A 26,918-nucleotide genomic window follows, 5' to 3' on the forward strand; every position below is an offset into this window, starting at 1 on the left:
GTGTTGTTCTGATTATCGCGCTCCAATCTGTGCCAAGAATGCGCCAATTTCAACCGCTTATTCGTGACCGGTAGGTTCTCACTCGAACGGCATGACGTTTTCTCCGTCAGCCTTCACGTTTTTGCGAAAGGTATGTTTAGAATGCCTCTCGATTTCGTGCTTGACTGCCTCCTGTTCTGTTGATCGAACAGGTCGCGGCTGCGATAACAGAACAAGAACACGATGGGTCGACCAGTCCGCCGGGAAGGCTTCCGGACAACGAAGCAGCGCCTGGCCTCGCTCATCACCACCAAGCTGTCGAACGGGCAGTTTCATCACGAGATGCCATGAATTTCATCCTTTACTCGGATATCAACGAGCGCTCGATCGGCCACAACCTCGGTCGCCCCGAATACAGCTACTACTTCGTCCTCAAGGCCTACCGGCCAATCCTCGAATCGCTGGGACAGGTCCACCTGGTACAGAGCACGGACGAAGTCGACCCGCTCTATCGGCAACTGCATGAACAGGGCGAAGACTGCCTGTTCCTCTCCTTCACCCCGCCGCACAAGGCGGCGCGGGACCTGCAATGCCCGATGCTGTGCGTGGTCGCCTGGGAGTTCGAGTCGATTCCCGACGTGGCGTGGGACGGCGATCCGGCGCAGGACTGGAGCCAGGTCCTGGCCGGCCATGGCGCAGCCATCACCCTCTCCGAGCAGACTGCCCGCGCGGTTCGCCGGGTGCTGGGCGAAGATTTTCCGGTGCTGGCGCTGCCGACGCCGATCTGGGAGGAGTTCGCCGCGATCCGCCAGCAAGGCGAACGGAATCCGGTCAAGTCCGGCGAGACCCTGCAACTCAAGGGCTGCGTCATCGACAGCCGCCTGCTGGGCCTTTCCGCCGACGGCCTCATCGCACCGATCATGGAAGAGACCGAGGACGAGATCCTCGAGGTCCTCCCCGAGACGCCCGCCGAGCCCGAACCGGTCCCTGAGCCAGAACCAGAGCCAGAGCCGGTTCCTCTCGACTGGAGGCGCCGACTGGTCATCAGCAAGCACTACCTGCTGCTGTGGTACCGGGAAGCTGTCAGCGACCTCGTACCCATACCGGTACGCCGCTGGCTGTTCCGTCACCTGCGCCAGCCGCTGCCGCCCCCGCCAACGGCGCTGGAAACGCTGCCGGAGCCATTGCCCCAGGCCATCGAGCCGATGCCGCCCGCCGAGCCCGAGCATCCGCCGGCGCTGCTGCCGGACGTCGACCAGCACCAGCAGGTCGTCGTGGACGGGGTGGTCTACGTCTCGGTGTTCAATCCGCTGGACGGGCGCAAGAACTGGCATCAGCTGATCTCCGCCTTCTGCTGGGCATTCCGCGACACCAGCGATGCCACGCTGGTGCTGAAGATGACCCAGAGCGACCTGACGACCTACCACGTCGAACTGCTCACCCTGCTTTCCCAACTGTCGCCGTTCGCCTGCAGGGTCATCGCCCTGCACGGCTATCTCGACGCCGCGGAGTACGCCCGTCTGTACGGAGCCGCCAGCTACTACGTGAACGCCTCGCGCTGCGAAGGCCTGTGCCTGCCGCTGATGGAGTTCATGTCCTGCGGCACCCCGGCGATCGCTCCGGACCATTCGGCGATGGCCGACTACATGGACGCCCAGGTGGGCTTCGTGGTCCGCTCCAGCCAGGAGCCCGCGGCCTGGCCGCAGGATTCGCGCCGGTTGTACAGCACCCGGCGCTACCGGCCGAGCTGGGAGTCCCTGAAGGAGGCCTACCTGGAGAGCTACCGGGTGGCCCGGGAACAGCCGGAGCGCTATCGGCAGCTGTCCACCGCGGCCAACCAACGCATGCGCGGCTACTGCGCCGGCGACGTGGTCCGCCAGCGCCTGGAACCCTTCCTTTCCGCTCGCAAGGCAACCCCTGCGCCCGGCGTCGAACTGGCGGCCACCGCCACAGGCAACGTTCCATGCTGATCATCATCCACTCCGAGACCAACAAGACCACCATCCGGCAGAACCTCGGGCGCCCGGAGTACAGCTATTACTTCGTCCTCAAGGAATTCCGTCCGCTGCTGGAAGAGATCGGCCAGGTGGTCGAAGTCAGCGATCCCGACGAACTGGTGGACCGCCTCTACCACGACTGCCGCAAGCGCGGCGAACCCTGCGTCTTCCTCTCCTTCTCGCCGCCCCATCGCACGCCGATCCACCATGCCTGCCCAACCATCCCGGTGTTCGCCTGGGAGTTCAGCACCCTGCCCAGCGAAACCTGGCACGGCGAACCGCGCCACGACTGGCGACACGTGCTGCGCCACAGCGGACGGGCCATCACCCATTCCAGCTTCACGGTCGACGTGGTGCGCGCCGCCATGGGTCGCGACTACCCGGTACTGAGCGTGCCGGCGCCGGTCTGGGATCGCTTCGCCAACCGCGCCTCGCAGCAGGCGGGCCGTCCCGAAGCCCGGGATGTGCGCCTGCGCCTGGACGGCCTGCTGGTGGACAGCCGCCAGCTGGACCTGGCCGTCCATGCCGACCCCGAGCCCTCGGCGGAGGTCCTGGCCCTGCCGGACCGCGCGGCGAAACAGGTCGAGCTGAGCCTCGACGGGGTCATCTACACCTCGGTGTTCAACCCCTACGACGGGCGCAAGAACTGGCAGGACATGATCAGCGCGTTCTGCGCCACCTTCCGCGACGAGCCCGACGCCACCCTGGTGCTGAAACTGACCCACCACAACGTCGGCGAAGCGCTGGCCGACATGCTTCACCACCTGTACAAGAACCAGTCCTACCGCTGCCGCATCGTGCTGATCCACGGCTACCTCGCCGACCCGGACTACGAGCGGCTGGTCGAGGCCACCAGCTACGTGGTGAACACCTCCTACGGCGAAGGCCAATGCCTGCCGCTGATGGAATTCATGTCCAGCGGCAAGCCGGCCGTGGCTCCGCGCAATACCGCGATGATCGACTACATCGACGCCGACAACGCCTTCATCGTCGACTCCTCGGAAGAAGCCACCGCCTGGCCCCACGACCCGCGTGCGGCCTACCGCACGCTGCGCTACATCACCGACTGGGAGTCGCTGTGCCGGGCCTACCGGGCCAGTTTCGAGGTCGCTCGCCAGGAGCCGGAGCGCTACGCACGCATGTCCGCGCATGCCAGCGCCAGCCTCGAACGCTTCTGCAGCCGCAAGCTGGCCGTGGAGCGCCTGCGTCGCTTCCTCGACGAAGCGGCACAAGGCGACCCCGCCGCCTTGCAAAGCATCCCGGCATGATCCGCGCCCTGCTCCAACGCTGGCGTTCCCGTCCCGCTGCGGCGAGCGAACCGGTGTCGCCACGCATGTGCGGTCTGCGCGATGCGGTGCTGGATGGCTGGTTCCGCAGCGAAACCGGCGAACTGCTCGCCGGCTTCGCCATCGGCGCCCAGGACACCCTGCTCGATCTCGGCTGCGGCGAAGGCGTCGCCACCCTCTTCGCCGCCCGCCAGGGCGCTTCGGTGATCTTCACCGACAGCGAGGAGGACAAGGTGCGGAGCCTGGCGCAGCAGGTCGAGGCGGTGGCCCGGAGGCCCTTCACCGGCCTGGTCAGCGACAGCGACCCGCTGCCGCTGCGCGACGCCTGCGCCGACAAGCTGGTGTGCATGGAAGTGCTCGAACACGTGGCCAACCCAGCGCGGGTGATGGCCGAACTCGTGCGTCTCGGGCGCCCTGGCGCGCAGTACCTGCTGAGCGTGCCGGACCCGGTCGGCGAACACCTGCAGCAGGGCATCGCCCCGGCCGACTACTTCCGGGCGCCCAACCACATCCACATCTTCTCCCGCGACGACTTCGCGCGCCTGGTGCAGGACGCCGGGCTGGTCATCGAGCACCGCCAGGCCAGCGGCTTCTTCTGGGTGATGGGCATGATCTTCTTCTGGGCCAGCGAACGGGCCGCCGGCCGTGAGCTCGGAGGCGCCGTCCGCGACCGTATCCAACCGCCCTACCCGGCGCTGATGGAAGACTGGGCACGGCTCTGGGAAAACCTCCTGGCCCGTCCCGACGGCCTGGAGATCAAGCACCTGCTCGACCATTTCATGCCCAAGAGTCAGGTGATCATCGCGCGCAAGCCGCTCGACCCTGGACCGTCGCGGACATGAGCGGCAAACGCATCCTCGACATCGAACTGTTGCGCGGGCTGGCCGTACTCGGCGTGGTATTCCACCATCTGCACGGCAACCTGTTCAGCGGCTCCCCGGCACTGCTGGACGGCATCAACCAGCGCGTCCAGTTCTGGTGGGGCGTGGACCTGTTCTTCGCCATCTCCGGCTTCGTCATCGCCCGCACCCTCATCCCGCAACTGCGCGAGGCGCCCACACGCCAGGCATTCTGGGAACAGGCGCGGTACTTCTGGATCCGCCGCGCCTTCCGCCTGCTGCCCTCGGCCTGGCTGTGGCTGGCGCTGATCCTGGCCTGTTGCCTGCTGCTGAACCGCTCCGGAGCCTTCGGCAGCCTGTCGGCCAACCTCGCGGCGAGCCTCGCCGGTTTCCTTCAGGTCGCCAACTTCCGCTTCGCCGACAGTTTCTACCGCTACGAATACGGTGCCAGCTTCGTCTACTGGAGCCTTTCCCTGGAGGAACAGTTCTACCTCCTGCTGCCGCTGCTGATCCTCTGCCTGCGTCGCTACCTGGGCTGGGCCCTGCTGGCGCTGGTGCTGGTCCAGTTCTTCAGCCTGCGCACGCCGCTGCTGATGGTATTGCGCACTGACGCCCTGGCCATCGGCGTACTGCTCGCCCTCGCCTCCCTGCAGCCTGGCTATGCCCGCTGGAACCCCACCCTGCTGGGCCGCGCCTGGAGCGGGCCGTTGCTGCTGGTCGCCGTGGCCGCGGCCCTGGGCGTGCTGGCCAGCGAAGCGTACAGCCTGGTCGCCGTGCGGATCGGCGCCATCGCGCTATTGTGCGGACTGCTGGTGTGGATAGCCTCCTACGACCGCGACTACCTGCTCTCCAACGGGCCGCTGAAGCGCTTGCTGGTCTGGGTCGGCGCGCGCTCCTATGCGATCTACCTGATCCACATCCCGGCGTTCTATCTCAGTCGCGAACTCTGCTTCCGCCTGGGCTGGGACGCCGGCGAGCGGCCCCTGTCGCTGCTCGGCACCAGCCTGGTCCTGATCGTCGTACTCAGCGAGCTCAACTACCGCTTCGTCGAGAGCCCCTGCCGCGACCTGGGCTCCCGCCTGGTCAAGCGCCTGAGCGCCGCCCGCCGCGTCGCCACCACTTCCGGAGCCACCTCATGCTGAACTTCCTCAAGAAGATCGTCTCGCCGCCCAGCCCCGCCACCGAGCCCGTCGCCGCGCCACCCGCCCCCGCGCCGGTCGACCCGTACATGCTCGGGTTGCGCGACGCGGTGCTCAGCGGCTGGTTCAACCAGGAGACCGACGAGCTGTTCAGCGGCTTTCCGATTTCCGCCGAGGACACCGTGCTCGACGTGGGGTGCGGCGACGGCGGCAACGTTCATTTCTGCGCCATGCGCGGCGCTCGCATCATCATCGCCGACATCGACGCGGAAAAGATCGCCAGGACCCGCGAGCGCCTGGCCGATACCCCGGCCCGCGAACTGGAATGCCTGGTCAGCGACTGCGACCCGTTGCCCCTGGCTGACGCCACGGCCACCCGGGTGGTCTCCACCGAGGTCATCGAGCACGTCGACGATCCGCGGCAGTTCCTCGCCGAGCTGGTACGGGTCGGCCAGCCCGGCGCACTCTATCTGCTCAGCGTGCCGCATCCCACGTCGGAAGACCTGCAGAAAGACTTCGCCGCCGACGAATACTTCCGCAAGCCCAACCACATCCGCGTGCTCGGCGAGGAGCAGTTCGCCGCACTGGTGCGCGAAGCCGGGCTGGAAATCCTCAGCCACAGCCGCTACGGCTTCTACTGGTCGCTGTGGATGCTGCTGTTCTGGGAGGCCAAGGTCGATTTCGGCAATCCCGACCATCCCCTCCTCGAACACTGGGCCAGGACCTGGCAGGTGCTGCTCGACTCGCCGCGCGGCCCGGCCATCAAGCAGGCCCTGGACGCCGTGGTCGCCAAGAGCCAGGTGATCATCGCGCGCAAGCCCGCCCAGGCGTAGAACCACCGGAACAGTTCCGCTACAGCCGGGCGGAACAGTTGCCGGGGCCACCGAACTGTTCCGTCCAACTCCCGCGTGGTTGCCCCTGAGCAAGCCAGCGGTCCCGGCGCATCATGAGGTTCCACACCCCGCCCCCATCCCCGGGATGGGAAGGAACGCACGATGAGGACATCCCCGCACCCGCACGCCGGGAGTTCCAGCGGTCTCCCGGCTGCCCATCCACATCTCGCCGCCCTGCTGGAAAAATTGAATTCCTGGCGACAAAACGCTCGATCGCGCAAGCATCTTGCGCAAATGTCCGAACACGACCTCGCCGACCTGGCGATCAGCCCGAGCGAACGCTACGTAGAGATTTCGAAACCTTTCTGGCGCTGAGCCGCTGGTGACGTGGCGCACAGTTGGTTAGTCTCAGCGTTGACACGGCCGCGCGGATGCGGCCGTCTACGCTGACTTCGTTCGGAGCAACTCACATGAAACGTCTGCGCCTGATCGGTGCCGCTGCCCTGCTCGCCTGCGCCTCCAGCGCGTTCGCCAGCAGCTTCGTGGTCACCACGGATACCCTGGTCCGCGCCACCGGCATGACCTCCAATGCCACTTCGGACATCACCAATTCCTTCCGCGACGACAAGATCGTCCTCGAAGCGCGCGACGACGCCGCCAGCTTCGTCGCCAGCCAGGGCGACATCCGCGGCTCGCACCTGGAAGCCGCACTGCGCCACATCCGTGGCAAGCTGCCGAGCCTGGCCGCCAACGACATGCAACTGGCCCAGGCGATCCTGACCATCTGAGTCGCCCGCCCCGCCGCCGCAGCCGCCCGGCTGCGGCGATGACCCGGCCGGCCACACTGGCTCCGCGCCGCACATTCCGTTAGCCTTGGCGGCTGTTCCAGTCCTATTCCGCTCAACCCCATGCGTTACCGGTTCTCGTTGTTCTTCTGTTGCCTGCTGGCGCCCGCTGCGCACGCCTTCGATACCACGACGGCGTTCACCGCGAAGTCTCTTTACGTCACCAGCAAGCTGACCAGCACGCCGTTCGAGAACAAATTGTTACGCGATGCCCGGGGCGATGCGGCCAGTTTCGTCGCCAGCGATGGCAGCATCCGCGGTGCGCGCCTGGAAGCGGCATTGCGCTGGCTGCGTGTCGCGCACCCCGAGCTGGCGGCCAGCGATCAGGAACTGGCCGAAGCAATTCTTGCCCAATAGGCGATCACCACCGTTCCGGAGAACCTCCATGCGCCGTAGCTCCATGCGTCATAGCCCCCTGTTCGCCGCCCTGCTGCTGGCGCTCTGCGCCACGGCCGCGGAAGCACGCTCGGTGGTCGCGACCAGCAATATCATCGTCCGCGCCCTCGACCGCAGCATCGACTTCACTTCCGACACCACCACTTCCGTGCGCGACATGAAAGTGGTCACCGAGGCGCGCGACGACGCCGCCAGTTTCGTCGCCAGCGACGGCGCCATTCGCGGCGCCCAGCTGGAAGCCGCGATGCGGACCCTGCGCAGCCGTCTGCCGGAAGCCCGCGAAGCCTCCGACCAGGTACTTGCCGAAGCCATTCTCGCCCTGTGAGGAAGGCCTGCGCCTGGCTGCTGGCGCTGGCCCTCTGCGGAGCCGGCAACGCGACGGCGGCCCTGCGCCTGAAACTCGACGCGCCTGAGCTGGACCCTGCGCAGCGCGAGGCCAGCCAGCAACTCTTGGACGAAGCCGCGGACAAGCTGCCGCCGGCCTTCCGCGAACGCCTGGACCGCGAGATCGAGGTCGAGTGGCGCGACGACCTGCCCGCCAACGGCATGGGCCAGGCCCGTGGCCCGCAGCGCATCGCGCTGAACCGCAAGTACCTGGCCGATCTCACCGACGGCAGCGCCGCCAGCCGCCAGACCGGGCGCGTGCACGGCACCGAGCGGCGCGAACTGCTGGCGACCCTGCTGCACGAGCTGACCCACGTCTACGATCGCGCGCGCCTGTGGTCGGCGGAGGAAAAACGCGAGATCCGCCGCTGCACGCGCCAGGAAGAAACCCTCGGCCGGATCGCCCAGCCCACCGATTGCCGCGGGCAGAGCGGGCGCCGCTTCACGCTCTCCGACGACCCGCGCCTGCTCGATCTCGCCGGCTGGCCGCAGCGCGCCGGCCAGCGCGGGCGGCGCGAGGCGCACAATGGCTTCGTACTGCGCAGCCCGGACGTCTACGAGCTGAGCAATCCGCGCGAGTTCGTCGCGGTGAACATGGAGTACTTCCTTCTCGATCCCAGCTACGCCTGCCGCCGCCCGGCGCTCTACCGCTACTACCAGCAACGCTTCGGCTGGGCGCCGGAACACAGCACCTGTGCGCAGAGCTTCGCCTACCTCAACGCCGGCCGCGACTTCGGCCAGCAGCCGCTGGGCCAGCTCGACCCCGAGCGGGTCTACGAGGTCGACTACCTGCTGGCCGAGGCCAACGACAACCTGGTCAGCCGCTGGGGCCACACCATGCTCCGCCTGGTGATCTGCGCCCCCGGCCGGCCGCGTGGGCCGGACTGCCGGCTGGACCTCGACCAGCATCTGGTGCTGTCCTACCGCGCCTTCGTCGGCGACCTGCAATTGTCCAGCTGGGACGGCCTGACCGGCGCCTATCCGTCGCGCCTGTTCGTCCTGCCGCTGTCGCAGGTGATCGAGGAATACACCAAGGTCGAGCTGCGCAGCCTCGCCTCGGTGCCGCTGAAGCTGGACCGCGAGGAGGTCGCCAGCCTGGTCGAGCGCGCCGCGCAGAGTCACTGGAGCTACGACGGTCAGTACTACTTCATCTCCAACAATTGCGCGGTGGAAACCCTCAAGCTGCTGCGCAGCGGCATCCCCCGGCGACCGCTGCAAAGCCTGGACAGCATCACCCCCTACGGCGTGCTCGAGATGCTGGAGAACCGCAAGCTGGCCGATCCCAGCGTGCTCGACGACCCCAAGGAAGCCCTGCGCCTGGGCTACCGCTTCGACTCCTTCCGCGACCGCTACCAGGCGATGTTCGATGTGCTCAAGCAGCGCCTGCACATTCCCCAGGACAAGGTCGAGGACTGGCTGGCGCTGCCGGCCAGGGAGCGCCAGCCCTGGTTCGCCAAGGCCGACCTGCGCGCCAGCGCCGCGCTGCTGCTGCTCGAGCAGGCCTCGCTGCGGCGCCAGCTGCTGCTCGCCCAGGACGAGTTGAAGCGCCTGTACCTCGGCCATCTGGACAAGCCGGCCGGCGACCAGCGCCTGGAAGTGGCCGGCAAGACCTTCCAGCAGATCCTCGACGACAGCGGCTTCCTCAGTCGTCCGGCGGAACTCCTGGAGGGCGGCTACGGCCTGCCGCAGGCCGCCGAGTGGAAGCACCTGGAAGAGCAGACCCGCGAACGCCAGGCGCGCCTGCGCCGGCTCAGCGACGACCTCGACCGCGAGGTCCGCGCCCTGCTCGATCCCGAGCGCCGCGCCGAGCTGGAAGCCAACGAGGCCAACATCAAGGAGGTCGGCGCGCACCTGCGCGAGCTGCACAAGGCGGCCGGCGGGCTGATGCTGCCCTGAGGGAGGCGCCTGCAGGACGCATGGTCTCGGGCGCTCTTCCAGCGCCTCGCAGACGGCGGATAACGCTCTGCGTTATTCACCCTACAGGTGCCAGCTCCGGTCTTCGCTCACGGGGCGTCCGCTCCGGCGATGAACTCCTCGTCCTCTTCGGGCAACTGCGGGTCGAGGTGTAGCCATGGCAGGCGGCTGCCGACCCAGATGTGCCGGTTGGCGGGGGCGCGCTCGGGATGGTCGAGGCTGGCCACGGTGAAGTCCAGGGTATCGGCGCTGAGCCGGGTGAACAACGCCAGGTTGGCCCCGCAACGCGGGCAGAAGTAGCGCGTGCAACTGGCCGACGAGGCATATTCCGCCGCTTCGCCCGCCAGCCAGCGGAACGCCGCGCGCGGCACCGTGGCCCAGGTGGTGACGATGCCGCCGGTGGTGCGCCGGCAGATCGAGCAGTGGCAGTGAGCGACATCGTCCAGCGGCGCGGCGACGGCGTAGCGCAGATAGCCGCAATGGCAACCGCCGGTATGGGTCTCGGGCATGGCGAATCCTCCTCGCGGGAGTGCCAGCATAAGCCGGACTTGCCCTGTGCCGCAGCCACCTCGCAAGATGAGCGGATTCCACTATCCGGGGGTGCCCGTGACCGCTCTGCTCTACTCCCTCTGGCCGCTGTTCGCCCTCATCGTCGGCGGTTACGCCCTGCGCCGCTGGGACTTTCCCGGCGAAGCCTTCTGGCCTGCCGCCGAACGCCTGAACTACTTCATCCTGTTTCCCGCGCTGCTGTTCAGCAACCTGGCGACCGCGCCGCTGGACGACCCCGGCCTGGCCCGCCAGGCCCTGGCCGTACTGCTCGGGCTCGGCGTCGCCTGGCTCGCCCTGCTGCTCTGCAAGCGCTGGCGCGGCTGGGACGCCGGGCGCTTCGGCGCCATCGCCCAGGGCGTATTGCGCTTCAACACCTATCTCGGCCTGGCCGCGGTCGGCAGCCTGTACGGCAAGCCGGGGCTGACCCTGGCCGCGCTGATGCTGGCGCTGATGGTGCCGACGGTGAACGTGATGTCGGTCTGGGCGCTGACCGCCGAGCGCGGCATCAGCCTGCGCGCGCTGCTGCTGCCGATCCTGAAGAACCCGCTGATCCTCGCCTGCCTCGCCGGCGCACTGGTCAACCTGGCCGGCGTCGGCCTGCCCGGCGGCAGCGATCGCCTGCTCAACCTGCTGGCGGTGGCCAGCCTGCCGCTGGGCCTGCTGTGCGTCGGCGCGGCGCTGAAACCCCAGGAACTCGGCGGCGAAGTCGCGGCCCTTGGCTGGAACTGCGCGGCGCGGCTGCTGGCGATGCCCCTGCTGGCCTTCGCCATCGCTCGCGGGCTGGGCCTGCCGAGCATGGAAAGCGCCGTGCTGGTGCTGTTCTTCGCCCTGCCGACGGCGCCCACCGCCTATGTGCTGACCCGCCAACTGGGCGGCGACGGCCACCTGATGGCGGGCATCATCACCTTGCAAACGCTGCTTTCCGGCGCCACCCTGGTCGGCGTACTCCTCGTGCTGCAAGGAAGCCCATGACAACAGGACGCGTGGCCGCCGCCCTCACGGCGCTCTGCCTGCTCTGCCAACCGGCCTTCGGTTTCATCAAGGTGTTTCCCGAATTCGACGACGAACCCGGCGCCGCCACCTTCTTCTGGGCGGCCGTCACCACCGTCGGCCCGTTCATCGGCAGCACCGTCAGCGCACAGGAGTCCAGCGCTGACGAGGGCGACAAGCTCGTCCAGGCGCGGGACGACGCCGCCAGCTTCGTCGCCAGCGACGGTGCGATCCGTGGCGCGTACCTCCAGGCGGCCTTGCAGGTCCTGCGCCAGGCCCCGGAATACGCCGGGTACAGCGACCTGCAACTGGCCGCGGCGCTCCTCGCGCGGCAGCCCTGATCGACCACATATCCGAAATTACCCGCACGTTTCCCGCCGTTATCCAGCGAAAGCTGCCTGAAAGCTTCCCGCCGTAGCATCCGCCCACCACCGGCAGAAGACCGGTCACGACGGCGCGTCCATGAGACGCCCGCTTACCCGTACAAAAACAACAATGGTGATTGCCATGCCCCGTTCCGCACACGCCTACAGCCGCACTCCGTCCGCGCGACGCCTCCCGCCCGCCGCCTGCTGACCGCACGCCGCACGCCCGTCCGCCGTCTTCCCCGGAGTGAACCCATGCTGACCCTGCTCGCCTTCGCCATGGTGGCGACCTTCATGTTCCTGATCATGACCAAGCGCCTGTCCGCGCTGATCGCGCTGATCCTGGTTCCGATCGCCTTCGCCCTCATCGGCGGTTTCGCCGCCGGCCTCGGCCCGATGATGCTCGACGGCATCCGCACCCTGGCGCCGACCGGGGTGATGCTGATGTTCGCGATCCTCTACTTCGCCATCATGATCGACTCCGGGCTGTTCGACCCGGCGGTGCGCAAGATCCTCCGGCTGGTCAAGGGCGACCCGCTGAAGGTCTCGCTGGGCACCGCGGCGCTGGCGATGATCGTCTCCCTCGACGGCGACGGCTCGACCACCTACATGATCTGCGTGGCCGCCGTACTGCCGTTGTACAGCCGCCTGGGCATGAGTCCGCTGGTGATGGCCTGCCTGATCATGCTCTCCAGCGGCGTGCTCAACATGACCCCCTGGGGTGGCCCCACCGCCCGCGCGGCGAGTGCCCTGCACGTCGACCCGGCGGATATCTTCGTGCCGATGATCCCGGCGATGATCGCCGGGCTGCTGGCGATCTTCGCCATCGCCTGGATCTACGGCAAGCGCGAGCGCGCCCGCCTCGGCGAGCTGCACCTGCCCACCGACCACGAGGACCTGGCGGAGATCAGCGTGTCGCAGTATCCGGAGGCGCGCCGGCCCAAGCTGCTGTGGTTCAACGCCATTCTCACCGTGGCCCTGATGGCGACCCTGATCGCCGGCCTGCTGCCGATGCCGGTGCTGTTCATGATCGCCTTCGGCATCGCCATGATCGTCAACTACCCGTGCATCCAGGAGCAGAAGAAGCGCATAGGCGCGCACGCCGAGAACATTCTCGCGGTGGTCTCGCTGATCTTCGCCGCCGGGGTGTTCACCGGCATCCTCTCCGGCACCGGGATGGTCGACGCCATGTCCAAGAGCCTGCTGGCGGTGATCCCGCCGGCGCTGGGCCCGTACCTGGCGACCATCACCGCGCTGGTGAGCATGCCGTTCACCTTCTTCATGTCCAACGACGCCTTCTACTACGGCGTCCTGCCGATCCTCACCCAGGCCGCCGCCGAATACGGCATCACCCCGGTGGAAATGGCCCGCGCCTCGATCGTCGGCCAGCCGGTGCACCTGCTCAGCCCGCTGGTGCCCTCCACCTACCTGCTGGTGGGGCTGGCCAAGATCGACTTCGGCGACCACCAGCGCTTCACCCTGAAATGGGCCGTGCTGGTGTGCCTGGCGATCCTCGCCATGGCCCTGCTGCTGGGCCTGTTCCCCCTGTTCAGTAACTGACCGAGACGAGTGACCGCTTCATGGAATGGCTGACCAGCCCGGAAATCTGGATTGCGTTCTTCACCCTGACCGCCCTGGAGATCGTCCTCGGCATCGACAACATCATCATGATCTCGATCCTGGTCGGGCGCATGCCGAAGCACCTGCAGCCACGCACCCGCTTCTTCGGCCTGGCCCTGGCGATGGTGACGCGGATCCTGCTGTTGCTGTCGATCACCTGGGTCATGCGCCTGACCGCCGACCTCTTCCACCTGTTCGGCCAGGGCATCTCCGGACGCGACCTGATCCTGTTCTTCGGCGGCCTGTTCCTGCTCTGGAAAAGCAGCTCGGAGATCTACCAGGGCCTGGAAGGCGAGGAAGAAAGCGGCGAGGAACCGAAGGGTTCGGCGGGCGGCTTCATCGGCACCATCATCCAGATCGCGATCATCGACATCGTCTTTTCCCTGGACTCGGTGATCACCGCCGTCGGCATGGTCTCCCACGTGCCGGTGATGGTCGCGGCGATCATCGTCGCGGTACTGGTGATGATGCTCTGCGCCGGCGCTATCAGCGACTTCATCGACAAGCACCCGTCGCTGAAGATGCTCGCCCTGTCGTTCCTCATCGTGGTCGGCACGGTGCTGATCGCCGAAGCCTTCGAAGTCCATGTGCCGAAGGGCTACGTCTACTTCGCCATGGCCTTCTCCCTGGCCGTGGAGGCGCTGAACATCCGCATGCGCGGCGCCGCCGCGCGCAAGCGGGGCGAAGAGCCAGTGAAGCTGCGCAAGGAAGTGCTCGGCGACTGAGCCGCTCAGGCCGGCTCGAAACGCTCGCCGCGGAATACCCGGCGAGCCGCGCCGCGACTGATCCGGCCGTGGGCCTGGCGGCGCTCCGCGCGCAGCGCGTCGGCCGCGCTGCTCGCCTGGTCCGCGAGGCGCCGGGCGATCAGCAAGATCGCCAGGCGTTTGTTGGCGTGCTGGCTACGCTGGCTCTGCACCCTGACGCTGATGCCGCTGGCCAGGTGGGTGGCGCGCACCGCCGAGTCGGTGGTGTTGACATGCTGGCCGCCGGGGCCGGAAGAGCGCAGGGTCTCGAAACGGATCTCGCCCTCCAGACTGGCCGGCGGCGCGGCGAAGCGCTCCGCGCCGATGAACCAGTTCTTGCGCGCATGCCTCGCCCGGTAGGGACTGGTGCAGATCCACTGGATACCGCCGCACCAGTGCTCGGCGAGCGCTTCGGCGGCAACGCCGCGCAGCCCCAGGAGCAGCGAACGCCAGGTGCGCGGACGCTCGCCGGCCACCTCCTCGAGCACCTCGACCTCGACGCCGGCTTGCGCCGCCTCGAGGCACAGCCGCTCGAACGCCTTCGCCACCGCCAGGCAGCATTCCGCCGGGCCCTGGGCCGCGGAGAGTTGCAGCAGGATCATCGGCAGCACTCCCCACGGGTCTTGTAGGTCAGCACCGGCTTCAGGCGGGCGACCAGGCGCAGCAGGCCGGCTTCGAGCAGCGCGCCGACCACCGAGTCGATACCCTTGTAGGCTTCCGGCGCTTCCTCGTAGATCAGCTGGCGGTCGCCGCAGATCACCCGGCTACCAAGGCGCGTGCGGCCCAGCTGGTCGACGTTGAAGCGCGCCGCCAGGCGTTCCCGGCACTCGCCGCGCTGCCATTTGCGACCGGCGCCGTGGGCCAGGGAGAACAGGCTCTGCGCGCTCGGCACGGGCTCCACCAGGTAGCTGTAGTCGCCGCGCGAGCCGGGGATCACCAGCACGCCCTGGTCGGCCGGGGTGGCGCCCTTGCGGTGCAGCCAGCCGTCGACGCCATCGACCTGTGCCGGCGCCACCAGGTTGTGGTTGACGTCGAGCAGTTCCAGGCCGTCGCAGCGCAAGCGTTCGAGAATGCGCCGGGCGATGAGCTGGCGGTTACCCTCGGCGAAGCGCAACGCATTGGCGTGGCGCGCCAGGTAGGCGGAAGCTTCCAGGCTGCCGTCGAGCAGGCCGGCGTGGCCGTGCAGGCTGACATGCTCTTGCAGGATCGCCTGGCCGAGCCCGCGCGAGCCGCTGTGCACCAGCAGTTGCAGGCGATCGGCATCGAGGCCGAGGGCGTGCAGGGCAGCCTGGTCGAACACGGTCTCGACCTGCTGTAGTTCGGCGAAGTGATTGCCGCCACCGATCGTGCCGAGCGCGCGCCAGTGCTCGCGGGCCGGCAGCTCCAGGGCTTCGATGCAATCGTTCCAGGTCTCGTCCAGCGGCAGGTCGAGATTGCCCAGGCGCTTTTCCAGTTTGTCCGCCGACAGCTTGCCGGGGGCCAGGCCGGTTTCCCACAGGGCCATGCCACAGCCGATGTCGTTGCCGACCAGCGCCGGGTAGAAGCGGCCGACGGAGAAGAACGCCGCGCCGACCGGATAGCCGCGACCGGGATGCAGGTCCGGGAGACCGACGACGCGGCGCATGCCGTCCAGCTCGGCGGTGGTTTGCAGTTGCTGGATCGCCTTGCCTTCGATCCAGGTGCTGTCCGAGGCGATCAGTGCGACGCCCGCGGACAAAGGCTTGATGTAGTTGCCCATAATCCAATCCATGTGATTGAAACGGTAGATCCGGGGGGCAGACCGAAGCCGAGCGGGCACTCGCGGAAGGGCGAAGGGCGTCTAACGGAGAAGTGAAAACCTGGGGAGCGGTGACCGCGGCAGCCGATGACCTCTCGCCGGAAGCTTGCGCGGACGCAAGGGCGGGAATCGTTCAGCGGTGCAGGGGGTCGAGCGGTAGGTTTCGGTGGCCGTTAGGCCAGGCGCAGCCTGCAAAGGGTAGAGAACTGAATCATCGATGTAACCTCCTTTGCGGTGCGTGAGTGGGGGAAATGAAGGGCGAATCCTAGGCGTTTCATTCCCGCCGCGCAAGCCCCGGAAAGGCTGCGCGGTGGAAATGAGCGGCGCATCACTGCGCCGAAAGGGCCTGCACGGCGCCGGGCACCTCGCTGTTCCAGCGCTGGTAGAGCGCCCGCAGCTCGCCGGACGCCGCCATCTGCCGTACCCGCGCGTCATAGACCTCGCGCAGGAGCCGGCCGCTGGCGCTGTCGGCGAAGGTCATGAAGGACTCCTTGCCGGGCGGCAGTTGCGCGATCGGATAGGCATCGGCCGGCAGATGCGCTTCGCTGCGCTGCTTTTCCAGTTCGTCCGGCTCGTCGAGGAAGAAATCCAGCTCGCCGTTCTGGACCTGCTCGGTGCAACGCTCGGGGCGGACGCACTCGACCAGGGTGAAGTCGCGCTGCTCCGCGGGGATCAGGTTGTAGCTGTGGCGCCAGCCGACGCGCTTGCCGGTGAGGCTGGCGCGGCCGGAAAAGGGCGTCTTCGCCGCATGCATCACGCCGTGGTACTCGATGTCGATCGGCAACTGGGCGTACAGCTTGCCCTCAACGCCGGGGATCTCGCCCGGCACGCCATCGACCATGGAGCCCGCGGTCATCAGCTTGTTGGCGCGGTTCCAGGGCATGTTGATGAATTTCACGTCGAGCCCGTAGGGCGCATAGACCTGCTTCAGCAGGTCCCAGTACAGACCGCTGCCGTCGGCGTTGGTATAGCCTTCCCAGGCCGGCGCGGCGAAGGTCGCCTTGCGGATGTGCACCTGCTCCAGGCTATCGCCCAGCGCATCGGCCCGAACCGCCGGCGCTCCCCCTACCCCGAGCGCCAACACCGCTGCCGAGAGGCAGCCACTGATCCCCGCAAATCGCATCCGCACCACTCCTCTGTATCCCTCTAGACCGGGGCTTTTCAAAAGGTGCAAAGGATACCCTTCCTGTCGGCTAATTCCATGGCCTGTGGCGCAAACGCATGCATCGCACGGAAGGCGAAAAAATCTTCGCCGTTTCGCGGCGCGCACGCTTGAATGAAGGGTAGGCGCCCTGCCGCTCGGGCTGCCGGGACGAACTCCCGCGGGGGGCGCCTGTCCAAATATGACGTTCGTGTTACAACTCGCCTGAACGCTGCCTTTCCATCGTGGCCGTTGGCGCCGTTGTCCGGGCTCTGCGGCGCAACGCACGCGGAACCTGGCGCGAGGTTGGCCATTCGTCGTAGTGCCAGGGGGGCCACGCCATGCTGAAACTGCTCGACCTGCTCTCTGCCGTCGCCCTGCTGGTGTGGGGCACGCATATCGTCCGCACCGGAATTCTCCGGGTCTACGGCGCCGACCTGCGGCGCATCCTCAGTCGCAGCGTGGAAAAACGCCCGCTGGCGTTCGCCGCCGGCATCGGCGTCACCGCTCTGGTGCAAAGCAGCAACGCCACCGCCCTGCTGGCCACCTCCTTCGTCGCCCAGGGCCTGATGGCACTGGCGCCGGCCCTGGCGATCATGCTCGGCGCCGATGTCGGCACCGCGCTGATGGCGCGGGTGCTGACCCTCGACCTGTCGTGGCTTTCGCCATTGCTGATCTTCTTCGGCGTGATTTTCTTCCTCAGCCGCAAACAGACCCGCCTCGGCCAGCTCGGCCGGGTATTCATCGGCCTCGGCCTGATCATCCTGGCGCTCCAGCTGATCGTCGCTGCCGCCGAGCCGATGACCCAAGCCAAGGGCGTCAAGGTACTGTTCTCCAGCCTGACCGGCGACATCATGCTCGACGCGCTGACCGGCGCGTTGTTCGCCATGATTTCCTATTCCAGCCTGGCCGCCGTGCTGCTTACCGCGACCCTCGCCGCGTCCAAGGTGATCTCGCTGAAAGTCGCGCTGTGCCTGGTGGTCGGCGCCAACCTCGGCAGCGGCATCCTGGCCATGCTCAGCGCCACCGCGCAAAACGCCGCCGGTCGCCGGGTGGCCCTCGGCAGCCTGTTGTTCAAGGTCGCCGGCTGCCTGCTGGTGCTGCCCCTGGTGGGGCCGCTGGCGGACTGGATGGATCACTGGCAGTTCAGCACAGCCGAACTGGTGATCGCCTTCCACGTGCTCTACAACGCCGCGCGCTGCCTCGCCTGCCTGCCGCTGACCAACGCCATGGCCAGCTTCTGCACCCGGGTGATGCCCGACCGTGCCCTTCCCGACGACGTCGCCCGGCCGCGCCATCTCGACCCCGCCGCCCTCGACACGCCGAGCCTGGCGCTGGCCAACGCGGTGCGCGAGACCCTGCGCATGGGCGACACCGTCGAGCAGATGCTGAACAATCTGATGCAGATCATCCGCGGCGGCGATCCGCTGCTCGGCAAGGACATCCGCAAGCTCGACGACGACGTCGACGCCCTCTACACCGCGATCAAGCTGTATCTGGCAAGGATGCCGCGCGAGGACCTGTCCGAACGCGACAGCCGGCGCTGGGCGGAGATCATCGAGCTGGCGATCAACCTGGAGCAGGCCGGCGACATCATCGAGCACATGCTCGCCGCCGTGCAGGACAAGAAGACCTCGCGCAGCCGCTCGTTCTCCGACACCGGCCTGGAAGAGATCGGCACCCTGTACCAGCAGTTGGTCTCCAACCTGCGCCTGGGTCTCTCGGTGTTCCTCAACGGCGACCTCGACAGCGCCAAGCGCCTGCGCCGGGCCAAGCAGCGCTTCCGCCTGCAGGAACGGCGCTACGCCCATGCCCATGTCGACCGCCTGCACCAGCAGGTGGTACAGAGCATCGAGACCAGCTCGCTGCACCTGGACCTGATCAGCGACATGAAGCGTCTCAACTCGCTGTTCTGCGCCATCGCCTACGCCGTGCTGGACAATCCAGACGCGCCGAGCAGCGCGGCCGACGAGGGCACTCGGCGGGACGAGGACGACTGGGCCGACGAAGTCGACGACATGACCTCGGCGCCGCTGGCCGAGCCAGCGCTCGCCGAGGAGCGAGCGGAAACGCGCCGTTCGCGACATTAGCCGTTCTGCGGGTAGGTTCGTCATGAAGCATCCGCTATTCTCGGTATTTTCAGTTCCAGGCTCGGCCCATGCGTTCGTTGTCCACCCTGCTGCTGTTCTGCCTGCTCTGCCCCTGGTCGTACGCCGACCAGCGCAGCGAGGTCGAAGCCTTCCAGCTGGAAAACGGCATGGGCGTGCTGCTCAAGCCCACCGAGCAGCACCGGCACGTCTCGATCCGGCTGGTGGTGGGGGTCGGTTTCGCCGACTTCTCGTGCCGTGAAAAGCAGCTGCCGCACCTGCTCGAGCACCTGTTCTTCAGCGGCCTGGACGGCGGCGACGAGGCCGACCTGGAAGCCCGCATGCAGGCCCTCGGCGGACAATGGAACGCCTACACCAGCGAAGGCGACACCACCTTCGTCATCGAGGCACCTGCCGCCACCCAGCGGCAGGTCCTCGACCTGCTGCTGGACACCATCACCCGCACCGAACTGGACGAGCCGCGCATCGCCGCCGCCAAGCGAGTGATCGAGCGCGAAGGCGGCGGCCATTACTCGCACCTGCAGCGCTGGCTCGACCGCGAGAACCTGGGCCGTGGCGCCATGGACCAACTGGCGGTGGAACTGGGCCTGGCCTGCTCCCAGCGCGCGCCGCTGGCGCCGCTTGGCGCGGAGCAGCTGGAGCGGCTGCGCAGCGACTGGTACGTACCGGGCAACATGACCCTGATCCTGGTCGGTGACCTCGATCCGCGCCTGCCTGCCTATCTGACCCGGACCTTCGGCACCCTGGAAGACCACGAGCTCCCCGAGCGCCGCGAGCTGCCGGCGGCCAACGGGCATGCCGAGGCCAGGCGCACCCTGATCACCCGGCCATTCGGCGAGGGTGCGATGCTGCACTGGATCTATCCGGAGCCGGACGACGCCGACCCGGACGCCATGGTCCTGCTCCAGGCCTATATGAACGACGCGCTGTACGCCGACCTGCGTGTGCGTCGCGGACTCACCTACGGGCCATCGACCGATCGCCAGGTGTTCGCCAACCAGGGCTTCTTCAGCCTCGACGCGGATGTCGAGCGCAGCGACCTGCCCGCCACCGAGGCCGCCCTGCGCGAGTTGCTCGACGGCATCCGCCAGCATGGCCTGGACCCGGGGCGTTTCAAGCGGGTGCAATTCGCCGAGCGCGCCAGGCTGGCCTGGAGCACTCAGGGCAACGCGGCGCTGGCGGACTATTACTGGGGCTCGCTGGCCGACTACGAGGACGGCCATTTCCCCAATGAGGAGCGCCGCCTGGCGAAGGTCAGCCTGCAACAGGCGAACGCGCTGGCGAAGCGGCTGTTCGACGGCGAAGGCTACCTGCGCATCGAAAAGCCGCTGTTCGACGACGACATGCTCTACCCGTTGCTACTCGCCGCCGGTCTCCTGGCCAGCGGCCTGCTCTGGTTCGGCCTGCGCCGCCGGCGCGCCTGAGCGGGCTACAGGGCCAGGCGGTGGATGACCTGGGTCGAGTCGTCCGGGTCGCGCTGGCCGACGAAGCCCAGTGCGCAACACAGGTCGCGCATCGCCCGGTTGGCCGCCGAGTCCACCGAATACATCTGGCGGAAGCCGTTGCGCCGCGCCACGTCGATCAGATGGCGCATCAGCACGGCGTCGAGGCCCAGTCCCTGGTAGTCGTCGGCGATGGTTACCGCGCATTCGCACTGCCCTTCCTCGCAACAGGCGGCGTAGCGGCTGATACCGACCTCGCGCAGCTCACCGTCCTCGTGCACCAGGGCAACGAAGGCCATGCTCTGCTGGTAGTCGATGTCCATCAGTTGGTCGAGCAGCGCCGGGCTGGCTTCCTTGATCTCGCCGAGGAAGCGGAAGTGGCGGGTCGCCGGGGACAGCCGGTTGATGAACTGGCGTTCGCGCTCCCGGTCCTCCTCGCGCAGGGGACGGATCAGCACGTGGCGGCCATCGTCGAGGGACTCGACCCAATGGTCGCCCTCTACCGCCGCGAACGCGGAAGACCGGCTGGCATTTTGTACATTGGACATGATGCGATCTCCAGGAAGGGAAGGAAGTCGGTACAACCACTTCCTTCCTGTCTACGCGGTTTGGCGCAGCTCCGGTTGATCGACATCAACGCCGCCGCCGCAGCCCCGCGGGAGCCGACGCACGGCATGCGGCGAAACGCCTCAGGCGTTGGCCAGCTCGGCCTCGGCGATCTCCTTGCCGCGCCGGCGGAACAGCACCAGGGTGGCGAGCAGCCCCAGCAGCGCCGCGCCACTGAGCCAGATGCCCGGGGCCGCGCGGTTGTCCAGGGTGTGGATCAGCCAGGTGCAGACCGCCGGGGTGAAACCACCGAAGGTCGCCGTAGCCAGGCTGTAGGCGAGGGAGAAACCGGTGGTGCGCACGTCCGCCGGCATCACCTCGGTCAACGCCACCACCATCGCGCCGTTGTAGCTGCTGTAGAGGAACGACAGCCACAACTCGACGCCGAGCAGGCCGGCGAAACTCGGCTCGCGGACCAGCCAGGACAGCGCCGGGTAGGCGGTCAGCAGTGCCAACGCGGAGGCACCCAGCAACAATGGCTTGCGCCCGATGCGGTCGGAGAACGCGCCCATCACCGGCAGCCAGATGAAGTTGGACAGGCCGATGCACATGGTCACCAGCAGGCTGTCGAGGTCCGACAGTTGCAACTCATTCTTGCCGAAGGTCGGCGTGTAGGCGGTGATCAGGTAGAACGATACGGTGGTCATCACCACCATCGCGGTACCGGCCAGCACTACGCCGAAGTTCTGCCCGATGGAGCGCAGCACCTGCGACAGCGACGGGCGGTGGGTGCGCGCCTCGAACTCCGGCGTTTCCTCCAGCGAGCGACGGATGACGAACAGCGCCGGAACGATCAGGCAGCCGATGAAGAACGGTACGCGCCAGCCCCATTCGCCCATGTCCTGCGGGCTCAGCCACTGGTTGAGGAGCACGCCGAGCAGGCCGGCGAAGACCACCGCGACCTGCTGGCTGGCCGACTGCCAACTGACGAAGAAGCCTTTGCGTCCTGGCGTGGCGATCTCCGACAGGTAGACCGAAACCCCTCCCAGCTCGACGCCGGCGGAAAAACCCTGCAGGAGCCGGCCGAACAGCACCAGCAACGGCGCCGCCACGCCCAGCGTGGCATAGCCGGGAACGAAGGCGATCAGCAGGGTGCCCATGGCCATCAGGCCGAGGGTAATGATCAGGCCCTGGCGGCGGCCGTGGCGATCGATGTAGGCGCCCAGGAACACCGCACCCAACGGCCGCATCAGGAAGCCGGCGCCAAAGGTGGCGAGGGACAGCATCAGGGAGGCGAACGGGTTGTCGCCGGGGAAGAAGGTCTTGGCGATGGCGGTGGCGTAGAAGCCATACACCATGAAGTCGTACATCTCGAGGAAGTTGCCACTGACCACACGGAAAATGGCGACGCCTTTGGATTTATTAGAGGCCATGGGACACACACTCAGGCAGACACGGGGAAGCGGTCCATGGCGGCGTCGATGGCCACGCAGGCGGGTACGTCATCCATCGACCGAGTTGTAACCATATGTGTAAAAACTCCTGTCGAACAATCTAAAATTGCCCGAAAGGTGCGAATTGAAGGGGTTTGAAAGGCTGCCGAAAGCTTCGCGACCATCGGTCGGGAAAGCGACGCCTTTTTCCCTGGTCGCCCTCCGCGAAAGGAGAGCGGAGCCTCTGTCGGGCGAAGGAAACATTCGCCGCGCGGTAGCTGTCCTTCGTTCATACCCAGGAAACCCGGCCGGGGTTATGCTGCGCGCCCCGGCCGGCTGGCCGAGCAGATCCGATCGAGAACCCGCTGTTCCCCATGCCCAACCAACAACGCCCCATCCTCAAGGTCCGCCTGGAGCAACTGATCGCCCTGGTCGGCGGCCTGATGGCCCGCTATCCACGCACCATCGCCCTGTTCGGCTTCTGTTCGGGCGTGTTCAGTTTCATCATGGTCGACCGGCAGAAGGGCTTCGCCCAGGTACTCGCAATCATCATGCTGGTCAGCTGGGTCTGGTTGATCCTCGAGAACCTCCTGCGGGAGACCTTCGCCCGCCGCTTCGGCTGGGAGATCCCGGCGCCGCTGCTGCGCTACGCGACCCAACTGATCCACCAGGAAAGCCTGTTCTTCGTCCTGCCGTTCTTTCTCATCACCACCACCTGGAACAGCGGTCAGGCGCTGTTCACAGGGACGCTGGCCGCCGCGGCGCTGATCTCCATCACCGATCCGCTCTACTATCGCTGGCTGTCCAGGCGTCGCTGGGTGTTCCTCGCCTACCACACCCTGACCCTGTTTGCGGTGTTGCTGACCTCGCTGCCGATCCTGCTGCACCTGACCACCCCGGAAAGCTACCGGTTGTCGCTGGGCATCGCCGTCGTGCTGTCCTTCCCCAGCCTGCTCGTGACCTTCCCGCTACAGCACTGGTGGCGCGGCTTCCTGCTTCTCGGCCTGACCCTGGCGGTAGGCCTGGCCGGCTGGTTCGGCCGTACCTGGGTGCCGCCGGCCACCCTGTGGCTGACCGAAGTGGCGGTGAGCAGCCAGTTCGACGACCAGAGCCGCACGCCCGGCGACAGCCTGGAGCAGGTCGGCGCCAGCCAGTTGCGCAGCCAGGGCCTGTTCGCCTATACCGCGATCAACGCGCCGCGCGGCCTCGACGAGCGCATCTATCACGTGTGGATGTTCAACGGGAAGGAGTTCGACCGCATCGCCCTGGATATCCACGGCGGCCGCAAGGAGGGCTACCGGGCCTGGACCCACAAGCAGAACTTCCCCGGCGACCCGGTCGGCCACTGGCAGGTGAAGGTACTCACCGAGGCCGGACAGATGATCGGCACCCTGCGCTTCGACGTCACCCAGTGACGTCGAAGCCTGGCGACCTCAGGCGAAGAACCAGTAGCACACGCCGATGGAGGCGATGACCCCGGCCAGGTCCGCGGTCAGCGCGCAGCCCACCGCGTGGCGCGCGCGCTGCAGGCCGACCGAGCCGAAATAGACGGCGAGCACGTAGAAGGTGGTCTCGGTACTGCCCTGCACGGTGGCGGCGACCAGCGCCGGGAAACTGTCGACGCCGTGGGTCTGCATGGTCTCCAGCAGCATCGCCCGCGCCGCGCTGCCGGAGAACGGCTTGACCAGCGCGGTGGGCAGCGCCTCGACGAAGCGGCTGTCCCAGCCCAGCCCCTCGACCGCCCAGCGTATCCCGCCGAGTACCACTTCCAGCGCCCCGGAGGCGCGCAACACGCCAACCGCGCAAAGCATTGCGACCAGGTACGGCAACAGGTTCCTGGCGACGTCGAAACCTTCCTTCGCCCCCTCCACGAAGCTCTCGTAGACCGGCACCTTCTTCAGCGCGCCGACGATCAGGAACAGCACGATCAGGCTGAACAGCGTCAGGTTGCCCAGCAGCGAGGACAGCTGCGCCAGCGCGGTGGCCGAGAGCGTGCCGAGCACCGCCATGAAGCCGGCCAGCAGCAACGCGCCGGGGATTAGGTAGGCCAGCACCACCGGGTCCCACAAGCGCAGGCGCTGCATCAGCGCCACCGACAGCAGGCCGGCCAGGGTCGAGGCGCTGGTGGCCAGGAGGATCGGCAGGAATACCAGGGTCGGATCGGCCGCGCCCTGCTGCGCGCGGTACATGAAGATGGTCACCGGCAGCAGGGTTAGGGACGAGGCGTTGAGCACCAGGAAGAGGATCTGCGCATTGCTCGCGGTGGTGCTGCTGGGATTGAGTTCCTGCAGCGCCTTCATCGCCTTCAGGCCGATCGGCGTGGCGGCGTTGTCCAGGCCCAGGCCATTGGCGGCGAAGTTCAGGGTGATCAGGCCGATCGCCGGATGCCCCGGCGGCACTTCCGGCATCAGCCGACGGAACAGCGGACCGAGCAGCACCGCCAGGCGCTCCACCAGACCGGCCTTCTCGGCGATGCGCAGGAAGCCGAGCCAGAGCGTCAGGGTGCCGAACAGCAGGACCATCACCTCGACCGCCAGCTTGGCCATGGCGAACAGGCTCTCCACCATCGCCGCGAACACCGTCGCATCGCCGCCGATCAACCAGCGCGCCAGCGCGCTCGCCGCCGCCACCAGGAAAAAACCCAACCACAAGCCGTTCAGCATTCAGAATCCCCCGCGTTGCGCGGATGATAGCGGCGCAGGCGGTGCCGGCGCCAGAAACGCCGAGGCCCCGGACGATGCCGGGGCCTCCTGGGCGGGAAGCCGCCTTATTCGAGGGTGGCCTGCTTGCCCTTGGCTTCGCCGACCGCCTGCCGCAGGTGCGGCAGCGAATCCCAGTAGCGCTGGCCCTTGGCCGCGTCGTACATGCCTTCCCACTTGGAGATGACCAGCACCGCGAGGGCATTGCCGATCACGTTGAGGGCGGTACGCGCCATGTCCATGATGCGGTCCACGCCGGCGATGAAGGCCAGGCCCTCGAGCGGGATGCCGACGCTGCCCAGGGTGGCGAGCAGCACCACGAAGGACACGCCCGGCACGCCGGCGATACCCTTGGAGGTCACCATCAGGGTCAGCACCAGCATGATCTGCTGGCCGATGGACAGGTCGATACCGTAGAGCTGCGCGATGAAGATCGCCGCGATGCTCTGGTACAGGGTCGAGCCATCGAGGTTGAAGGAGTAGCCGGTGGGCACCACGAAGCTGCTGATCGCCTTCGGCGCGCCGTAGGCTTCCATTTTCTCGATGATGCGCGGCAGCACGGTTTCCGAGCTGGCGGTGGAATAGGCGAGGACCAGGTCGTCCTTGAAGATGCGAATCAGGCGCATGATCGAGAAGCCGAACATCCGCGCGATCAGGCCCAGCACCACCAGGGCGAAGAAGACGATGGCCACGTAGACTAGGATCACCAGCTTGGCCAGCGGCAGCAGCGAGGCGAAGCCGAAGTTGGCGACGGTCACCGCGATCAGGGCGAAGACACCGATAGGGGCGTACTTCATGATCATGTGGGTGACCTTGAACATGGTCTCGGAAACGCCCTGGAACACCTTCACCAGCGGCTCGCGCAGGTCGTTGGGCAGGCTCGACAGGCCGAGGCCGAACATCACCGAGAAGAAGATGATCGGCAGCATCTCGCCACGGGCGATGGCGGCGAAGACGTTGGAGGGAATCAGGTTGAGGATGGTCGCGATGAACGCATGGTCATGCTGCACTTCCTGGGTGGTCTTCTGGTACTGGGAAATGTCCACGGTACCCAGGGTGCTCATGTCGATGCCGGTGCCGGGCTGGAACAGGTTGGCCAGCAGCAGGCCGACGACGATGGCGACGGTGGTGACGATCTCGAAGTAGATGATGGTCTTCAGGCCGATGCGGCCAAGCTTCTTCGCGTCGCCGACGCCGGCGATGCCGACCACCAGCGAGGAAATCACGATCGGCACCACGATCATCTTGATCAGACGGATGAAGATGTCGCCGGCCGGTTGCAGCACGTTGGCGATCCACCAGGCCTTTTCGGCGCTGAAATGGTTGAGCACTGCGCCGACGGCGATACCGAGTGCCAGACCGATCACGATCTGCCAGGCGAGGCTTAGCTTGGCTTTACCCATGTTTCGTCACCCTTAATTCTTGTGGAAGTCGGGAGTCGCTCCAACGGGAGAGTCGCTCCCGACAGGCGAAAGGGCGCAATGATTCATGCGCTCCCCTACCCCGTCTAATGCCGTAAGTGACTGCCCCATGCCGAATCGGCATGAGAAATCACTAATGAAACGTCCGTCCCACAGGAAATTGCCCTTGATTTTCGTACAAGAACAGGGAGCGGAAGGCACTCCGTGCAAGGCCCGGGAGCCTCGTGCCCATCCTGGGAAGTTGAAAGTCGCTCATCATCGCTGCGATGGATGGTCGCAGGACACGCAACGCCGTCCGGCACGCCATCGCCGGCTGTGGATAAGCGGCACTCTGTGGATAACCGCGCGGTAAAGCCCTTCTGGGAGGGCGCCTCGGAACGCGCGGGTGGTCGATTGTAAAACGACTCAGCCATCCACAGGCATTGATCGATATCAGGGAAGTTCGCGGAGTATCGGTGCGGAAGCCGACGCT

The 26,918-nt window shown here is 67.0% G+C and carries 26 protein-coding genes; 17 read left to right on the forward strand and 9 right to left on the reverse strand.

Annotated features, from left to right (window positions below; translation table 11 throughout):
* Window positions 1-78: 78 nt before the first annotated feature.
* Window positions 79-315 carry a hypothetical protein gene (locus tag VQ067_RS29945; protein WP_003096896.1) on the reverse strand — a complete coding sequence of 79 codons (237 nt, stop codon included), beginning with the start codon at window positions 313-315 and terminating at the stop codon, window positions 79-81.
* 11 nt (window positions 316-326) lie between these two features.
* On the opposite strand from VQ067_RS29945, the gene VQ067_RS29950 reads away from it, so the two are divergent.
* The 10 genes from VQ067_RS29950 to VQ067_RS29995 all read left to right on the forward strand — a co-directional run bounded on the left by VQ067_RS29950 (window position 327) and on the right by VQ067_RS29995 (window position 9,594).
* On the forward strand, window positions 327-1,949 hold the full coding sequence (locus VQ067_RS29950) for a glycosyltransferase (protein ID WP_015503881.1): 1,623 nt from the start codon (window positions 327-329) through the stop codon (window positions 1,947-1,949).
* Window positions 1,943-3,244: a glycosyltransferase gene (locus VQ067_RS29955; protein ID WP_003125903.1), complete on the forward strand. Its 1,302-nt coding sequence runs from the start codon at window positions 1,943-1,945 to the stop codon at window positions 3,242-3,244. Before VQ067_RS29950 ends, VQ067_RS29955 begins: the two co-directional genes overlap by 7 nt.
* Window positions 3,241-4,104, forward strand: a complete 864-nt coding sequence (locus VQ067_RS29960; protein ID WP_003110359.1) for a class I SAM-dependent methyltransferase — start codon at window positions 3,241-3,243, stop codon at window positions 4,102-4,104. Before VQ067_RS29955 ends, VQ067_RS29960 begins: the two co-directional genes overlap by 4 nt.
* Window positions 4,101-5,243: an acyltransferase family protein gene (locus VQ067_RS29965; protein WP_004351842.1), complete on the forward strand. Its 1,143-nt coding sequence runs from the start codon at window positions 4,101-4,103 to the stop codon at window positions 5,241-5,243. The genes VQ067_RS29960 and VQ067_RS29965 overlap by 4 nt, the downstream gene beginning before the upstream one ends.
* Window positions 5,237-6,073, forward strand: a complete 837-nt coding sequence (locus VQ067_RS29970; protein ID WP_033989956.1) for a class I SAM-dependent methyltransferase — start codon at window positions 5,237-5,239, stop codon at window positions 6,071-6,073. Before VQ067_RS29965 ends, VQ067_RS29970 begins: the two co-directional genes overlap by 7 nt.
* 162 nt (window positions 6,074-6,235) lie before the next feature.
* Window positions 6,236-6,448, forward strand: coding sequence for a DUF1127 domain-containing protein (locus VQ067_RS29975; protein WP_003096905.1), 213 nt, complete (start codon window positions 6,236-6,238; stop codon window positions 6,446-6,448).
* A gap of 95 nt (window positions 6,449-6,543) precedes the next feature.
* Window positions 6,544-6,861: a DUF2388 domain-containing protein gene (locus tag VQ067_RS29980; protein ID WP_003096907.1), complete on the forward strand. Its 318-nt coding sequence runs from the start codon at window positions 6,544-6,546 to the stop codon at window positions 6,859-6,861.
* 120 nt (window positions 6,862-6,981) lie between these two features.
* The gene (locus VQ067_RS29985; RefSeq protein WP_003110362.1) at window positions 6,982-7,275 is read left to right on the forward strand and encodes a DUF2388 domain-containing protein; all 294 of its coding nucleotides are present in this window, start codon (window positions 6,982-6,984) and stop codon (window positions 7,273-7,275) included.
* 43 nt (window positions 7,276-7,318) lie between these two features.
* Window positions 7,319-7,639, forward strand: a complete 321-nt coding sequence (locus tag VQ067_RS29990; protein ID WP_003114112.1) for a DUF2388 domain-containing protein — start codon at window positions 7,319-7,321, stop codon at window positions 7,637-7,639.
* Window positions 7,636-9,594, forward strand: coding sequence for a DUF7844 domain-containing protein (locus VQ067_RS29995; protein WP_033989958.1), 1,959 nt, complete (start codon window positions 7,636-7,638; stop codon window positions 9,592-9,594). The genes VQ067_RS29990 and VQ067_RS29995 overlap by 4 nt, the downstream gene beginning before the upstream one ends.
* Window positions 9,595-9,701: 107 nt before the next feature.
* On the opposite strand, the gene VQ067_RS30000 is transcribed toward VQ067_RS29995, so the two are convergent.
* Window positions 9,702-10,121, reverse strand: coding sequence for a GFA family protein (locus VQ067_RS30000; protein ID WP_003110364.1), 420 nt, complete (start codon window positions 10,119-10,121; stop codon window positions 9,702-9,704).
* 67 nt (window positions 10,122-10,188) lie between these two features.
* Between VQ067_RS30000 and VQ067_RS30005 the strand changes: the two genes are divergently transcribed.
* The 4 genes from VQ067_RS30005 (at window position 10,189) to VQ067_RS30020 (ending at window position 13,861) form a co-directional block, all read left to right on the forward strand.
* A complete protein-coding gene (locus tag VQ067_RS30005; protein ID WP_003096914.1) occupies window positions 10,189-11,133 on the forward strand; it encodes an AEC family transporter in 945 nt (314 codons plus the stop codon).
* Window positions 11,130-11,492 (forward strand): DUF2388 domain-containing protein, encoded by a 363-nt coding sequence (locus VQ067_RS30010; RefSeq protein WP_003102543.1) that lies wholly within the window; start codon window positions 11,130-11,132, stop codon window positions 11,490-11,492. Before VQ067_RS30005 ends, VQ067_RS30010 begins: the two co-directional genes overlap by 4 nt.
* A 279-nt stretch (window positions 11,493-11,771) precedes the next feature.
* Window positions 11,772-13,076 carry a CitMHS family transporter gene (locus VQ067_RS30015; protein WP_033989959.1) on the forward strand — a complete coding sequence of 435 codons (1,305 nt, stop codon included), beginning with the start codon at window positions 11,772-11,774 and terminating at the stop codon, window positions 13,074-13,076.
* A gap of 20 nt (window positions 13,077-13,096) precedes the next feature.
* Entirely contained in the window at window positions 13,097-13,861 is a 765-nt protein-coding gene (locus tag VQ067_RS30020) for a TerC family protein (RefSeq protein WP_003110368.1), read from the forward strand.
* Between the two features lie 5 nt (window positions 13,862-13,866).
* Here VQ067_RS30020 and prfH read toward each other — a convergent pair whose 3' ends face one another.
* The 3 genes from prfH to VQ067_RS30035 all read right to left on the reverse strand — a co-directional run bounded on the left by prfH (window position 13,867) and on the right by VQ067_RS30035 (window position 16,785).
* Window positions 13,867-14,481 carry a peptide chain release factor H gene (gene prfH / locus VQ067_RS30025; protein ID WP_033989961.1) on the reverse strand — a complete coding sequence of 205 codons (615 nt, stop codon included), beginning with the start codon at window positions 14,479-14,481 and terminating at the stop codon, window positions 13,867-13,869.
* Entirely contained in the window at window positions 14,478-15,617 is a 1,140-nt protein-coding gene (locus tag VQ067_RS30030; protein ID WP_033989963.1) for an RNA ligase RtcB family protein, read from the reverse strand. The genes prfH and VQ067_RS30030 overlap by 4 nt, the downstream gene beginning before the upstream one ends.
* 367 nt (window positions 15,618-15,984) lie before the next feature.
* On the reverse strand, window positions 15,985-16,785 hold the full coding sequence (locus VQ067_RS30035; protein ID WP_074241028.1) for a substrate-binding periplasmic protein: 801 nt from the start codon (window positions 16,783-16,785) through the stop codon (window positions 15,985-15,987).
* Between the two features lie 353 nt (window positions 16,786-17,138).
* Between VQ067_RS30035 and VQ067_RS30040 the strand changes: the two genes are divergently transcribed.
* Window positions 17,139-18,887: a Na/Pi cotransporter family protein gene (locus tag VQ067_RS30040; protein ID WP_003096931.1), complete on the forward strand. Its 1,749-nt coding sequence runs from the start codon at window positions 17,139-17,141 to the stop codon at window positions 18,885-18,887.
* A 68-nt stretch (window positions 18,888-18,955) separates the two neighbouring features.
* Window positions 18,956-20,329, forward strand: a complete 1,374-nt coding sequence (locus VQ067_RS30045) for a M16 family metallopeptidase (RefSeq protein WP_003096933.1) — start codon at window positions 18,956-18,958, stop codon at window positions 20,327-20,329.
* A 5-nt stretch (window positions 20,330-20,334) separates the two neighbouring features.
* Here VQ067_RS30045 and VQ067_RS30050 read toward each other — a convergent pair whose 3' ends face one another.
* Together VQ067_RS30050 and VQ067_RS30055 are read right to left on the reverse strand one after the other, a co-directional pair.
* On the reverse strand, window positions 20,335-20,895 hold the full coding sequence (locus VQ067_RS30050; RefSeq protein WP_003096934.1) for a GNAT family N-acetyltransferase: 561 nt from the start codon (window positions 20,893-20,895) through the stop codon (window positions 20,335-20,337).
* 141 nt (window positions 20,896-21,036) lie between these two features.
* Window positions 21,037-22,326, reverse strand: coding sequence for an MFS transporter (locus VQ067_RS30055; protein ID WP_003096941.1), 1,290 nt, complete (start codon window positions 22,324-22,326; stop codon window positions 21,037-21,039).
* Between the two features lie 374 nt (window positions 22,327-22,700).
* On the opposite strand from VQ067_RS30055, the gene VQ067_RS30060 reads away from it, so the two are divergent.
* Window positions 22,701-23,741, forward strand: coding sequence for a DUF5924 family protein (locus tag VQ067_RS30060; protein ID WP_023092798.1), 1,041 nt, complete (start codon window positions 22,701-22,703; stop codon window positions 23,739-23,741).
* A gap of 18 nt (window positions 23,742-23,759) precedes the next feature.
* On the opposite strand, the gene VQ067_RS30065 is transcribed toward VQ067_RS30060, so the two are convergent.
* Both VQ067_RS30065 and gltP read right to left on the reverse strand, forming a co-directional pair.
* A complete protein-coding gene (locus VQ067_RS30065; RefSeq protein WP_003096953.1) occupies window positions 23,760-24,989 on the reverse strand; it encodes a nucleoside recognition domain-containing protein in 1,230 nt (409 codons plus the stop codon).
* Between the two features lie 104 nt (window positions 24,990-25,093).
* Window positions 25,094-26,428: a glutamate/aspartate:proton symporter GltP gene (gltP, locus tag VQ067_RS30070; protein WP_003096956.1), complete on the reverse strand. Its 1,335-nt coding sequence runs from the start codon at window positions 26,426-26,428 to the stop codon at window positions 25,094-25,096.
* Window positions 26,429-26,918: the final 490 nt, after the last annotated feature.

It is taken from the genome of Pseudomonas sp. KBN12P06040 (assembly GCF_037574965.1).
GTDB classification, from domain to species: Bacteria; Pseudomonadota; Gammaproteobacteria; order Pseudomonadales; family Pseudomonadaceae; genus Pseudomonas; species Pseudomonas aeruginosa.

Excerpts from the sequence above, each read along its gene's own strand:
- VQ067_RS29945 (WP_003096896.1), bottom strand. The coding sequence starts at position 315 with ATGAAACTGCCCGTTCGACAGCTTGGTGGTGATGAGCGAGGCCAGGCG.
- VQ067_RS29950 (WP_015503881.1), top strand. The coding sequence starts at position 327 with ATGAATTTCATCCTTTACTCGGATATCAACGAGCGCTCGATCGGCCAC.
- VQ067_RS29955 (WP_003125903.1), top strand. The coding sequence starts at position 1,943 with ATGCTGATCATCATCCACTCCGAGACCAACAAGACCACCATCCGGCAG.
- VQ067_RS29960 (WP_003110359.1), top strand. The coding sequence starts at position 3,241 with ATGATCCGCGCCCTGCTCCAACGCTGGCGTTCCCGTCCCGCTGCGGCG.
- VQ067_RS29965 (WP_004351842.1), top strand. The coding sequence starts at position 4,101 with ATGAGCGGCAAACGCATCCTCGACATCGAACTGTTGCGCGGGCTGGCC.
- VQ067_RS29970 (WP_033989956.1), top strand. The coding sequence starts at position 5,237 with ATGCTGAACTTCCTCAAGAAGATCGTCTCGCCGCCCAGCCCCGCCACC.
- VQ067_RS29975 (WP_003096905.1), top strand. The coding sequence starts at position 6,236 with ATGAGGACATCCCCGCACCCGCACGCCGGGAGTTCCAGCGGTCTCCCG.
- VQ067_RS29980 (WP_003096907.1), top strand. The coding sequence starts at position 6,544 with ATGAAACGTCTGCGCCTGATCGGTGCCGCTGCCCTGCTCGCCTGCGCC.
- VQ067_RS29985 (WP_003110362.1), top strand. The coding sequence starts at position 6,982 with ATGCGTTACCGGTTCTCGTTGTTCTTCTGTTGCCTGCTGGCGCCCGCT.
- VQ067_RS29990 (WP_003114112.1), top strand. The coding sequence starts at position 7,319 with ATGCGTCATAGCCCCCTGTTCGCCGCCCTGCTGCTGGCGCTCTGCGCC.
- VQ067_RS30000 (WP_003110364.1), bottom strand. The coding sequence starts at position 10,121 with ATGCCCGAGACCCATACCGGCGGTTGCCATTGCGGCTATCTGCGCTAC.
- VQ067_RS30005 (WP_003096914.1), top strand. The coding sequence starts at position 10,189 with ATGAGCGGATTCCACTATCCGGGGGTGCCCGTGACCGCTCTGCTCTAC.
- VQ067_RS30010 (WP_003102543.1), top strand. The coding sequence starts at position 11,130 with ATGACAACAGGACGCGTGGCCGCCGCCCTCACGGCGCTCTGCCTGCTC.
- VQ067_RS30015 (WP_033989959.1), top strand. The coding sequence starts at position 11,772 with ATGCTGACCCTGCTCGCCTTCGCCATGGTGGCGACCTTCATGTTCCTG.
- VQ067_RS30020 (WP_003110368.1), top strand. The coding sequence starts at position 13,097 with ATGGAATGGCTGACCAGCCCGGAAATCTGGATTGCGTTCTTCACCCTG.
- prfH (WP_033989961.1), bottom strand. The coding sequence starts at position 14,481 with ATGATCCTGCTGCAACTCTCCGCGGCCCAGGGCCCGGCGGAATGCTGC.
- VQ067_RS30030 (WP_033989963.1), bottom strand. The coding sequence starts at position 15,617 with ATGGGCAACTACATCAAGCCTTTGTCCGCGGGCGTCGCACTGATCGCC.
- VQ067_RS30040 (WP_003096931.1), top strand. The coding sequence starts at position 17,139 with ATGCTGAAACTGCTCGACCTGCTCTCTGCCGTCGCCCTGCTGGTGTGG.
- VQ067_RS30045 (WP_003096933.1), top strand. The coding sequence starts at position 18,956 with ATGCGTTCGTTGTCCACCCTGCTGCTGTTCTGCCTGCTCTGCCCCTGG.
- VQ067_RS30050 (WP_003096934.1), bottom strand. The coding sequence starts at position 20,895 with ATGTCCAATGTACAAAATGCCAGCCGGTCTTCCGCGTTCGCGGCGGTA.
- VQ067_RS30055 (WP_003096941.1), bottom strand. The coding sequence starts at position 22,326 with ATGGCCTCTAATAAATCCAAAGGCGTCGCCATTTTCCGTGTGGTCAGT.
- VQ067_RS30060 (WP_023092798.1), top strand. The coding sequence starts at position 22,701 with ATGCCCAACCAACAACGCCCCATCCTCAAGGTCCGCCTGGAGCAACTG.
- VQ067_RS30065 (WP_003096953.1), bottom strand. The coding sequence starts at position 24,989 with ATGCTGAACGGCTTGTGGTTGGGTTTTTTCCTGGTGGCGGCGGCGAGC.
- gltP (WP_003096956.1), bottom strand. The coding sequence starts at position 26,428 with ATGGGTAAAGCCAAGCTAAGCCTCGCCTGGCAGATCGTGATCGGTCTG.